9 protein-coding genes are annotated in these 11,974 nt (G+C 70.9%); 4 read left to right on the top strand and 5 right to left on the bottom strand.

From position 1 onward, the window contains the following. The first annotated feature begins 68 nt into the window (after nt 1-68). Nucleotides 69-437 carry a hypothetical protein gene (locus AC3EN4_RS06255; RefSeq protein WP_435204951.1) on the top strand — a complete coding sequence of 123 codons (369 nt, stop codon included), beginning with the start codon at nt 69-71 and terminating at the stop codon, nt 435-437. Between the two features lie 14 nt (nt 438-451). Beyond that, entirely contained in the window at nt 452-913 is a 462-nt protein-coding gene (locus AC3EN4_RS06250; protein WP_435204950.1) for a DUF4262 domain-containing protein, read from the top strand. Nucleotides 914-916: 3 nt separating this feature from the next. On the opposite strand, the gene AC3EN4_RS06245 is transcribed toward AC3EN4_RS06250, so the two are convergent. Then, nucleotides 917-1,939, bottom strand: a complete 1,023-nt coding sequence (locus tag AC3EN4_RS06245) for a DUF2637 domain-containing protein (RefSeq protein ID WP_435204949.1) — start codon at nt 1,937-1,939, stop codon at nt 917-919. Continuing rightward, on the bottom strand, nt 1,936-5,010 hold the full coding sequence (locus tag AC3EN4_RS06240) for an AfsR/SARP family transcriptional regulator (RefSeq protein ID WP_435204948.1): 3,075 nt from the start codon (nt 5,008-5,010) through the stop codon (nt 1,936-1,938). The genes AC3EN4_RS06245 and AC3EN4_RS06240 overlap by 4 nt, the downstream gene beginning before the upstream one ends. Nucleotides 5,011-5,413: 403 nt before the next feature. Between AC3EN4_RS06240 and AC3EN4_RS06235 the strand changes: the two genes are divergently transcribed. Next, the gene (locus tag AC3EN4_RS06235; protein ID WP_435204947.1) at nt 5,414-5,890 is read left to right on the top strand and encodes a DUF4279 domain-containing protein; all 477 of its coding nucleotides are present in this window, start codon (nt 5,414-5,416) and stop codon (nt 5,888-5,890) included. Nucleotides 5,891-6,156: 266 nt separating this feature from the next. On the opposite strand, the gene AC3EN4_RS06230 is transcribed toward AC3EN4_RS06235, so the two are convergent. The 3 genes from AC3EN4_RS06230 to AC3EN4_RS06220 all read right to left on the bottom strand — a co-directional run bounded on the left by AC3EN4_RS06230 (nt 6,157) and on the right by AC3EN4_RS06220 (nt 10,577). Beyond that, nucleotides 6,157-8,250: an AfsR/SARP family transcriptional regulator gene (locus AC3EN4_RS06230; RefSeq protein ID WP_435204946.1), complete on the bottom strand. Its 2,094-nt coding sequence runs from the start codon at nt 8,248-8,250 to the stop codon at nt 6,157-6,159. A 1-nt stretch (nt 8,251) separates the two neighbouring features. Next, nucleotides 8,252-9,889: an Hsp70 family protein gene (locus AC3EN4_RS06225; protein WP_435204945.1), complete on the bottom strand. Its 1,638-nt coding sequence runs from the start codon at nt 9,887-9,889 to the stop codon at nt 8,252-8,254. Between the two features lie 340 nt (nt 9,890-10,229). After that, nucleotides 10,230-10,577, bottom strand: a complete 348-nt coding sequence (locus AC3EN4_RS06220; RefSeq protein ID WP_435204944.1) for a hypothetical protein — start codon at nt 10,575-10,577, stop codon at nt 10,230-10,232. A 787-nt stretch (nt 10,578-11,364) separates the two neighbouring features. Between AC3EN4_RS06220 and AC3EN4_RS06215 the strand changes: the two genes are divergently transcribed. Next, nucleotides 11,365-11,595, top strand: coding sequence for a hypothetical protein (locus tag AC3EN4_RS06215; protein ID WP_435204943.1), 231 nt, complete (start codon nt 11,365-11,367; stop codon nt 11,593-11,595). The last annotated feature ends 379 nt before the right edge of the window (nt 11,596-11,974 follow it).

Here is an 11,974-nt window from a genome sequence, read left to right as displayed (position 1 = left end):
TGCACGCGGATTCTCGGGGTCCGCATCCACGGATGCGGGCCCCGCGCCACATCGACAAGGAGTTGACTATGGACAGCCCGATCGAACCCGTCGACGAACCGGACACCGGACGGTCACCGCGACTCAGCGTCGGCGACCCGGAACTGCGCAAGACGCGGCGGCTCGCCCGCGAGTGCGCCACGTGCATCTTCAAGCCCGGCAACCCGATGCACCTCACCCCCGGCCGCCTCAAGCAGATGGTGTCCGAAGCCCACAGCGACGCCGGCTACATCATCTGCCACTCGACGCTGCCCTACGCCGGGAGTCCGGTCCCGCCCGCGGTCTGCCGTGGCTTCGCCGACCACTACCGCACCTGGCAACTGCTCGTCATGGAACGACTCTGGGGCTTCGTCGACGTCGAACCGCCCGACGCAGGCTCCACCCATACCCCCGAATGAGTAGGAGACAGCACGTGCCGAACATCGACGACTTCCTGCGGCGCCAAGACCAGATCATTGACACCATCGACTGGGCGGTCACGCACGTCCTGCCCACTGACGACGACCCCGACACCAGCGTCCCATTCGCCTACACCGTCGGGCTCACCGCCCACGACCACCCCGAACTGATCGCCGCCGGCCTGCCACCCGAGGTCGCCCACAGCCTGCTCAACGACCTGGCTCTCCGAATCTACGACACAGCCGAAAGGTTCACCCACGGCCAGCGCATCAGCGACCTCATTGCCGGCTACGACGCGATCATCATCGACGGGCCACCCACCGACGAGCTGCTGCCCGGGATGGCGATCAACCGCTACGGTCGTGACCGAGTCCGCCTTCAGCAGATGGTGTGGCCCGACCAACAGGGCCGCTTCCCCTGGGACAACGGGTACACCTTCGACCCGCGGGCACAGCCGCTGATCGCCAAGCTGTAGTGCTCACGAGGCACCGACCTGCTCGGTGACTCGGCTGGGGTCGTGTCCGTTCGCGGTTCGCCGCCCAGGTGGCCAGTACCGGCGGACGGTGCGTTCGGACCGGCCGATCCTGGTGGCGATGTCGGCCGGGTGCAGGGACGGGTCGTAGCGGTACCAGTAGGCCACGGCCCCTGCCGTGTCGGACGGCACCTCCGCGCTGCTTCTGCCGCCGTCCGCGACGGGGGCATGTCCCTGGCCCTCGATGGTGTCCCGCTCAGCCTCCTCGGTGCCCGCCGGCAGTTTCACCCTATCCCGTTCGGCCGAGTTCTCGGCGGGCGAGGCTGGCGAGCCGGTGGTGCGAGACCTGCTGCTTCGCAGTCGGTCCGTATCGCGGTGAGAGGAATCTGTGTCCCGCGACGCCGTCGTGCGCGGGGACGCTGAGGCGTCGTTACCGGTTCGGACGCAACGATTGTCTGCCGCACGGATCGGCCTTGCCGCGGGAGCCGGTGCCTCCCGGTTCCGGGGTTCGGCCGTCGAGGACGGCGTCGGCGTTGGCGTGGCGGCGGGTTGCTGGCCGTCGACCGCGCTGACGAGAGGGGTGCGGATCCGTCCCGCTATCTCGACCAGGCTGATGCTGGCCACGACGACGAGGCCGTCGACGGAGATGGGCAGCAGGTAGGAGGCGGCGGCGTCGGTCTCGCCGTAGCGGGCGGCGACGCCGACCATGTGCCAGTAACTCACCCAGGCGGCGATGCCGGCGATAACGGCGGCGGCTATCAGCCGGGCAGCGACCAGAGCGCGGCGATCCGCGGGTACGCGAGAGATGAGTTCGACGGTGAGCAGCAGGGCTAGCGGCGGCCACGCGGCGATGACCTGGCTGATGAGGTTCGGCCGGGCATGCAGGACGTTCGCCGCGATGGACGCGGTGACGCCGAGGGTGAGCACGGCTCGCACCGCCCAGCGAAGACGGGTGAGTCGCTGGGTGTCGACATCCGCCACCTGCGGGGCACGGGTGGAAGGATGCCGGGGCGGCGACGTGGCGCTCACGCGGCGGCTCCGTCACCGGTCCGGGACGCTGGCCGCAGGTCCAGTCGGCGAGCGGGACGCTGCACGTGGGCGACCAACTCGTCGGCCAAGGCGATGGTGTCGCCGCTGGGTTCGGCGTCGATGTCGCCGAGGGCGCGGGTCAGGGCACGGCGCAGGTCGCGGATCGCGTCGAGGTGTCCGAGCGCGGCCCGGGCGCGCATCGCGTGCTGGTACAGCTCTTCGGCGTACGGGTTGTGGCTGATCGCGGTGTTCAGGACGGTGAGTTGCTCGGCGGGGTTGTCGGTGAGGGCGTCGGCGAGGGCGAGGTGGGCGTCGAGTGCCTGTTGCCGGACGGCTTCGCGGTAGGGCTCGATCCATTCGTAGTCGGCGCCGTCGGCCAGGTGTCCTTGGTAGGTGTCGACCGCGCGGCGTAGTGCGGCGAGGCGTTCGGCTGGGTCGGTGGCCTGGTTGGCGTCGCGGATCGCGGCGCGCATGCGCCACAGGTCCACGTCGACGGCGTCGCGGTTGAGGACGTACCGCCGGTGGGGGTGGGTGAGGTAGGTGCCGGGTCCGGCGGTGCGGCGCATGATGGTGCGCAGGTCGGACACGTAGGTGTAGAGCCGGCCGGGTGCTTTGCTGGCGGGGGCGTCGGGAAGCAGGTCGTCGAGGATCGCCTCGGCGGAGGCGGCCCCGTCGTGGACGGCGAGGTAGACGAGTACTTCGAGGGACTTCTTGCGCAGCGTCGGTCCGGGCGGCACGTCGACGATGGCGGCCGCGCCGAGGACGGTGACCCTGATCCGACCGTGCCTGGTTTCTCGAATGTTCTCGGCCGCGCCGTCGGTGTCCGGATCCTCCAGAGCGGACGTGGTCGCGCTGTCGGGGGTTTCGCCGTCGCCAGCCGGGCCGAGGGCGCGGGCGTCGGTAGGCGAGGCTGCCGCTGTCGGGACGTCCGGAGTGGTTGGTCTGTCGTGGGCGGTGTCCCGCGTGCCTCGAGCGGCGGGTACAGATTTCGGATCGGACGGCAGCACGAGATCGCCGTCGCGGAAAGGGCCGTCGGGTAGCGCTGATTCGGCGTCGAGAGAGGGTTGATCGTCGGGTGCGGCTGTCCTGGTCGGGGCGGTGGTGACGAGGTCGGTCGAGGTGGGTGCCGGCGGCTGGCCGGTGTGGGACTCGGCGAGGGTCGCGAGCAGGTCGCTGGTCTCGGTCGGGGTGAGGACGGTCAGCCGACCGATGTCGGCAGGGTGGCCGCCGAGGGCGGAGGTTTCGTCGTCTGCGCGGTGGGTGGTGCCGTCCGCGGCTACGACGAGGGTGTCGCCGTCGTGCCACGTGCCCAGCAGAACGCCGTGGATGTCCAGGCGCTGGCCTTGGGCGAGGAGCGCGGCGATGCGGGTGCGCTGGTGGGTGTTGGCGTCGGCTAGGAGCAGGATCGGCGGGAGTGGTTCCTCGCTCGGGTCCGCGGCGCGGGCCTGGGCGACGGTGGTGGCCTCGTGGGCGTCGACGATGCGGCTGCGGTGCAGGGTTTGCGCCTCGAGCAGGTCCAGTGCCTCGTCCAGGGCGCCGGTGACGGTCAGTCGCGGTGTGTGGGGCAGCGCGGCGGCATCGGTGCCGAGCAGTGTCGCCGCGGTCGTTGACGGCATGACCAGCCAGGTGCGGTCGTCCGGTGCGTCGAGGCCTCCGGAGGCGAGAGCGGCGGCCATGAATCCGCGGGCGGCTGCCTGCGCGCCGGGGCCGTTGAGTCCCAGTCCAGCGGGTGGCCAGGGCGCGGCGAGGGGGTGCGCCAACGACGGCACCAGCGGGCTGCCCGGCTCGCTGTTTCCGGCCGTTGGGGGTGTGCCGGTCGTGTTCTCGTCGTCGGGTCCGGCAGGTTTGGGGCTGCCGTCATCATCCTGTTCGGAAGGTTCCACGCTGTCGTCGGGTAGGTCGATGGTGGCGGGCGGCTCGCTGCGGGGCTGCGTGGTGGTGGTGCGGAGTCGGCGGCGGATCTGGTGAATCACTGCAGGCATCGGTGCCAGGTCGGGGTCGTTCAGGCGCGGGTCGGGCGAGACGGGTCGGCGGGTGTAGCGGTGGCGGCGGCGTGCCCAGACGAGGGCGACGGCGGCGAGGATAGCGGTGACGAGCCCCGCGTCGAGCCAACTGCCGGTGTCGAGTGTGATCCCCGGGCAAGGGTGCGGTCGCTGCCTCGGCGTGTGCGGCTCTTCGGTCGCAGCGGGCTGGGTGGGCGTGGTCGAAGCGTGTGAGGCGGGTGCCCGGTCGTCGGGCAGGGTGGTGCCCGTGGCCGTGGGTGCGCCGGGTTCGATGCCGTCGTCTCGCTGCTGTGGCGCCGGCGTGGTCGGCTGGGCAGGCGTTGGGGCCGGCGTCGATGGTGGCGCAGTGGGAACCGATGGTGGTGGCGCGGTGTCCCTGGCCGGCGGGTCGGTGGGTGACGTCCGTGGCGCGGGCGTGGTGGGGGCGCTGTCGCCGGGTAGGCGCAGCGTCCAGCCGGGATGGATAAGGTCCGGGTCACGCAGGGTTCCGCCGACCCGCGGGAAATGGGTGCCGCGGTTGAGGGCGAAAATCTCCGGCCAGCGGCCGGCGTCGCCGAGGCACCGGCGGGCGATGGCGGACAGGCTGTCGCCCCGTCGCACGGTGTAGGTGCCAGCCGGCGATCCGGTGTCTCGGGCGGCCGGACGCGGGACGGCTGTGCCGCTCGGGCGCGCCGAATAATCGTCATTGCCAGCGGTGGTGCTAGGCGGGGCGGCGTGCGCGGCACCCGCCACAGTTGTGACGGCGGTGGCGCCCAGCAGGGCGGCCGAGATGCCCTGCACGGGACTGGGGACGCGCAGCGCCGGCACGCCACCGAGGCGACGGGCCACCGCGCTGTAGGCGCGCAGGAGAATGGTGGTGCACAGCAGCAGCCACAGGCCCACGGCCGGGACGGCACCGAGGGCCATCAGGAAGCCGCTGGTCATCGGATGCGCGATCCACTGCCGGACGGCGGCCGACGACGGCAACGTCGGCGTCCAGACGCCGGTGCCCGCAAGGACGATGGCCACGACCGCGGTACCCAGGATGGAGGTGGTGATCGCGGCGGTGCGCGGCGATCGCGTTGACATCGTTCCCCCTTCCTACGGCGGATGCTCCGTCCCACCGATGCGCGTACCCCGCAGGGGCACGGGCCGGCCTGCCGGGCCGGTGAGGCGGTTGGGCTGACGCTATGGCCGCCGGTGTGCCGGTGGGAGGCTCTGGTGACTGACAGCACCTCACGGCACCTCACACGACCTCACATCCGCAGATCAACGCAGTGGGCCACAGCGGGCGGGTATGCCTGCGAGGTAGCTGAGGGCTACGGGTGGAAAGGGCTCGCGGCCGAGGCTGGACGGCGAAGGGATCGGCCATTGGGCGGCCAGCCACCGCTGGGCTGGAGCCGTTCGGGCCAGGGGGTGGCGCGAAAGACGACCTGCTGGATAGACACGAATTCAGGTTCTGTCTGCTCGTCGGCCTCGATAGGGTCCGTGCGTGCTCGTGTCCCAGTACGCCTACTTTGCGCTGACCTCGAACCACGTCACGGCGGCCGAGATCACGGGCCGGCTAGGCATCGAGCCCGACGAAGTCATGATTCGCGGCAGCCGTCAGCTGGAACCGCCACGTCCCGCTGCGCACGTATGGAAGGTCTCCTGCCGGAGCCCTCACCTGAGCGTGGACCAGCAGATTGGGGCGATTGTCGATCGACTGTTCATTCACGCTGGTCAGATCGGTGACCTCGTGGCCGAGCTTGACGACATCGATGGTGGCCCGGGCGGCAGTGTTCTGCAGATCGTGCGGGTCTTCGAACAACCCGCCGGCGAGGCCGAAGACCTGACCGGCCCGGCCGAGAACCTCCATAGGCTGCCCGGACGGCATCAGCTACTGGGCTGGCACCTTGACCTCCGAGCCATGGAGTTCCTCAGACTGACACGCGCGGAGTTGGACGTCGACGAATACGCCTACGGTTGAAGCCGCCGATCCAGGCCACAACGTCGAACCGCTGCGGTCTGAGGTCCGCCGAATGCATCGACTGGGTCGTAGACTCGGGCGCTCGCCGGCAGTGGCAGCTCCCGAAGCTGCGGACCGCGCAGGGCTTCGTGCAGATCGGCGGCGAGTTCGTCGGTGCCTCGTTGCCGCTCTGCGCGGCGCAATGCTGCCGCGCTCCGAGCGCGGAACAGCTCGGCCGTCGGGCAGGTATCCCGCCAGCCGCGACGGCCCTTTTGGGATCTATGAGGTTACGGCGTTACCGGGTGGGGATGGCGGGCTGACCTGTCCGGGGTGAGCGTCGTGAGGTCGGTGTTGGTGGGGACGATGCCCGCTGCGGCGAGACGGCGGGCGTAGCCCTGCCGCATGTGGTCGGCGGCGCTGTGGTCGCCGAGGGCGATGAGTGCGGTGACCGCGCGGGTCTGCAGGTCGGCGTTGTACGGGTCGATGCGGATGCCGGCCTGCAGCCATTCGAGGGCTTGCTGGGCGTCAGGGGCGGTCTCGGCGAGGGCCGCGTAGGCGTCGATGACGTGTCGGCGTGCTGCCTCGCGGATCGGGTCGAGCCAGGGCCAGGTGCGTCGGGCGGCGAGGTCAGCGGGGTAGGCGTCGACGATGGCTTTCCAGGTTGTCGCGTCGGTGGTGACGGCGGTGGTGGCGTCGCGGACCGCGTGGTGGAAGCGCCACAGGTCGACGGTGATGCCGGCGGGGTCGAGGCGGTAGCGGTCGTCGCTGTGCTCGATGATGCTCACTCCGGCTGCGGATCGGATGGTGGCGCGAAGGTCGCTCAGGGTGGTGTAGAGGCGGCCGGTGAGAGAGTGTCGAGGCAGGCCCGGCCAGATCGCGTCGGTCAACGCCCGGGTGTCGGCTCCGTCCGGGTGGGCGGCGAGGAACACGAGGACCTGGAGCGCGGCGGAGCGTCGGACCGTGAGGGGTTGACCGTCCAGGAGCAGCGTCGGCTCGCCCAGCACGCGCAGCTGAAGCCGTCGATCGTCGTCGCCTGACGGGACGTGGCGTTGCGAGCCCGTTGCCGGTGACCGCGGTGGACGAACAGGCAGGTCGGGGTCGCGCGGCGGTCCTGGGGTTTCCGGGTGTGGTGGTGACGGATCGGAGTGGGCGAGGACGGTAAGTAGGTCGGTGGCCGTGACCTGGGTGAGCACGCACATCCGTGGCCCTACCGGGCCGCGCCCGCTGGGGGAGCTTGTGTGCCCGGCGGGGTCGACCTGCCATGTCTGACCGGCCGGCCATGGTCCGAGCACGGCGACGGGGGCGGCGTTGATGGCCAGGCTGGAGAGGGATTCGGCGTTGTCCGTTGCGGTTGCCTGGTCGACGATGAGGACCGGGCCGGGTGGGCCAGGGTTGTTCGGCGTTCGATGCTGTGGCTGTTCTCGCCGGTCGAAACCACGGCCTGCGGGACGAGGAGGCAAGAGTTGGGATGCCTCCTCGAGGGTGTCCACGACGGCCAGCCTCGGCAGGCGTCGGCTGAGTGGTTCGGCGGTGGGTCCGAGCAACGTGGCCAGGGCGGTTCGGGTGACGACCACGGAAACCGTCGGGTGGTGCACGGCCAGCAGGCCGGTGACGAGCAGGCCTCGGGCCACGTTGTGCGCCCCCGACCCGGTGAGGCCGATCCCTGCTCGGGGCAAGGCTTCCCCCGCCTCTGGTGCTCTGCGCAGCGTCGATCCCGTGGAGGTGGCGCCCGTCTCGCTGCGTGGTGTGGGGGTGTCGGCGAGGGCGGCTTGCACGGCGGTCACTGTTGGGGGCAGCGGGGCCAGGTCCCGGTCTTCCGAGCTCGGCTGCCCGGGCGGGCGGGGCCGGTAGGCGCGGCGGCGGCGCAGCCACACCAGCGCCGCGGCGGCGTTGACCCGCTCGGCCACGTCACGTGACATCCAGCCACCGGCGATGCTGATCCCGCCGTCGTGCAGGACGTCATCGTCTGGTGGGCCCTGGTCGAGGGAGTCGGCGGCGACGGGCTGCGTGGACGGTGGTGGGGGTGCGGCGATCGCGTGGGAGCTGACACCGAGTACGGCGGCGCCGGCGATGCCACCGGCGGTGGCCTGCAGGGGTGTCGGCAGCGGCATGCGCCGCAGCCACGATGCGGTGGCGCGGAGCCGGGTCAGCGCCCGGATCGTGACCGTGCCGGCGAGCAGGAGCCACACCAGCCAGGCGGCGATGGTCAGCGCGGCGGTGAGGGTCTGTTCGGTCAGCGGCTGCTGTATCCACTCGCGCGCTTGTTGGGGGGTCGGCCAGTCAGGTAGGGGCGGCCCGGCCAGTGACAGCAGCACCAGCGGTGGGCCAGCCACGAGGGTGAGGACGAGCAGCAGCGACATCAGCTGCCGCGGCCACCGCATCTCACCCGCCCCCGCCCGGCGACATACCCGCCCGAGCCAGGCCCGTCGACGGTTCGGTGCGAGGGGTCGGGGTGGGACGCAGGATTCGGTTCCACAGCCGAGTGGCCCACCAGGCGGCGACCGCGATGGCGTAGATGACGCCGAGCATGCCGGAGGCCCGCTTGCTGACGATCGCCGCCGAGATCACCCCCAGCGGGGCGGCGAGGATGAGGCGGAACACCAAGGGTGTCACCACGGCCATGACCACGGCGATGCCGAGAAGCAGTCCGCCGACGCGGCCGGCGAGATCGATCCACAGGAGCCGTTGCGGCCACCGGTCCGCGGTCAGGGAGTACTGAATCAGCCCCATGCCGAGCGTGGCGGCGGCGATCGAGCCGGTCGGCGCGGCCAGCAACGCTGACCAGCCGCCGTGCGGAGCACGCCACTGGCGGGCCGCGATCACCGCCATCGCCACGGCCATCACCGACACCGGCGCGATCGGCCACAGCGCCCACCTCAGGTACGGGCCGACCGGCATACCGAGGTACTGGCTGGACACCACCGCGTACAGGCCGGCGATCGCCCCGCCGAGTGACACCGCGGCGAGGATCCCGACGCTGACCCTTCCCCCTTCGGTTCGGGTGCCTGGGGTGGGACTGCGGGCGGCGATCAGCGAACCGAGGACGGTGCCCGCGGCCAGGCATGCCAGCAGGGCCATCACGGCCGCCATCGTGAGCTCGCCCCAGTTCACACTCACCGAGTAGTACACGTTGAGCGTCTCGCGTCGCTCCGTAGTCAGGAGGCACTGCCAGATCAGCGCCAACGACGCGAAGCCGGGCACCGCGATCGCCGCCGCCCGGCGCACGGGCGGCACCGGCACCTCCACCCGCTCGGCCGCGTCGGCGTCCACGGCACCGACGTCCGCGGCGCCGCGGGCCGCGACCAAGGCCGGCTCGGACACGACGACGGGGGCAACGCCCGTGTGCTCACCGATCGCCGCCGCCAACTGCGGCAGCTGGGCACTGCCGCCCACACAGTAAATACCGGCCAAGTCGGCGGCGGTCAGCTCCGCGGCGACGACGGCTTCCTGCGTCAACTGCGCCACGCGCCACGCCACAGGCCGCACAGCCTCGTCGAGCATCGCGCTGCTCGCCACCACCGGCGGCCGATCTGGAAGCGGAACTGTGACCGCCGGGTGGCTTACCAACGCTTCCTTGGCCACCCGAACGCTGTGCGCAACCGACGCGTGCGACGTGCCCTCACCCGCGCCCGCCGCGGCGCCGACGAGGACATCGGCGAACGCGTGGTCGATGGCGGTGCCGCCGGCGGCCGGGTCGGCGAGGGTCGCGAGAACCTCGAACCCGGTGGGTCCGCGGCGAAGCACTGTCACCTCCGTGCCCGCGCCGACGTCACAGACGACAAGGAACGCGCCGACGGGCACCCGCACACCGGTGGCGAGGAGATACTCCGCGACCGCCACCGGGGCTTCCACCAGGCGCGGCTGCGGCAACCCGGCCCGGTGCGCGACCTGCCGCATCCAGGTCCGGCGCCGTGGCCCCCACCCGGCCGGCACCACCACCCGCACGTCCCGCACCGGCTGACCAACCAGCCGCTCGGCTTCGGCCGCGACCCCGCGCAGCGGCGCCGCCGTTACGTCCATCGCGTCTCGACCGGCGTCACCCGCTGTGGCGTCGTCGATGGGACGACGCGGGCCTGGAACGACCGCTCCAGGCTGATCCCCGCCGGGCTGCCCTTCGGTCGGCACCTGCCCGGCCGTGGGTCCGAACGCCATGGTGGACAAGTAGCCAGCGCCTCCGGCCGACAGCACGTGCGCGCTGCCGTCGGCCCAGGCCAGGACGGCATGGGTTCCGGCGCTGCCGCAATCGATCGACAACCGTGCGTCCCCCGCCCCCATGTTCATAGTCAAACATGAGGATCACATTCACGTCACCTGTCAATCACTCACGGCCAACAGGAAGTCCGCCGCACCTGCAGCGGCGTCACGGTCCACCGAAGCGCCAAGGGACCTCATCGAGGAAGTCCTCGTGCTGGGCCGCTTCCCACGCCTGCATGCTCGGGTACCGGTCACCGCAGTACCGCCGCCGCAGATGCTCCACGAACCGTTCCCGCTCCTGGTCGTCCGCCAGCAGCAGCCCGCGATCATCAACACCGGCCCGAAGCACACACCCGCCGTCCGGGTTGACCGCCACGGTGACCTCGCCCTGGCGTGGCTCGCAAGCATGCGCCACGAGGTACGCGAAGTAGATGTACCGGTAGTCGAACTCGTTGTGACGCTGGCGTATCCAGTCCAACCACCGGTCCAGCTCATCCACCGTCCACGGGTCCATCGGATCCTTCCCTCCCCCGACCCACTACCTCCATGCTTATCGATGGCGGCCGCGAATCCAAGGCCGCCGCATGCGCCTCAACGTCAGGCGTTGGTCGGTGTCGGGCTCGCGCCGTTGGGGAAATCGGCGGCCCCGGATCTTTCTGAAGGGTCCGCGCTGCGGGCGCTGCGCTGCGTGTCGTGCGTCAGCTCCGCCAGCTCATCCAGCGTGCCGATTCCGCTCGAGCACGCACGCGACCTCGACCGCCCGTTCTTCAACCCAGCTTGTGCCACGGCTACCGCTGCCCCTGCGCTGGGCGTGGCCCTTGCCTGATGGCGGTGCCGCGACGGCACGCCGGCTAGCGAGCCTCGCACCCTCTGCCGGTACCGCTGCGACTGCCGGCCACTGTCCCGTGGAACGACGTTTCGTTCCGTTAGGCAGAGTATCGAGGCCGTGACTCGCACCCGCGCGGTTGGCGACACCGCGCGGCGCATGATCCCAGACGATCGCGATGATCATCTTGTTATCCACAGGCGCTGCGTTATCCACAGGTGCCGACGTGAAGGGTTGAGCGGCTGGACCACGCCTGCTGAAGTACCTCGGCAAGGGGGCGACGCCACGCCCCCACCGAAACGGTGAGGAGAGCAGCCATGCCTAGCGGTGAACGCGGCCGATCACAACGCAGGGACCAGCAGGTCCCACCGAATCAACTCGTCGGTGTCACCGCTCTCGTGGGTGCGGTGGCGACTCTCGTCGCGGCCATCGCCGCGCTGCTGACAGCTGCCGCCACGCTGATGGGCAATCGCTGATGCCCGCCGTCGACGTGTGGTTGCTCGGCGGACCCGCCGACGGCCGAATCACACCGGTCGAGGTCAACGAGGACGGGTCCCTCCCGCAGGCCATCATCCTGCCGCAGACCGGCGCCTACCTCGGCACCCGCGACCAACCCAGCCCACCGGCGCACCACCGCTACCTTCGCTGCGACGGCGACGACGACCCGCCAACCTTCCAGTACGACGGGCCACTCCCCCACAACTAGGCCCTCGCACGTCAGGCAACGCCCGAGCCGGCCCGTCCGGCATAGCCGCACACGTCATGCACCCAGTAGTGCAGATACCTAGCCACCGCCTCGCGGTCGGCAAGGTCCAGCGCTAACCACCCCCGTGCCGCCCGCACCATCTCCGCTCACTCTCGTCAGGCTCGAGCTCCATCCGGTCGGTGAGTTCGCCCCAGATGAGCCACACGAAGTTGGATCACCCCACCTCGCCGACGCGTGCGCGGACGCCCCGTGGAGCTCCAGCGCGACCTCCTAAGGGTCGGCAGCGATATGGTCCCTGGCTAACGCGGTGACCTGCCGCATGTACGCCACCTCGGCGTCAACCTTGGTTGGTTTGGTCATCACTCGAGAACGCATCCGC

This window comes from Micromonospora sp. bgisy143, from assembly GCF_057708145.1.
Note: the sequence above shows the minus strand (reverse complement) of the source record. Positions and strands in the feature narration are given on the sequence as shown.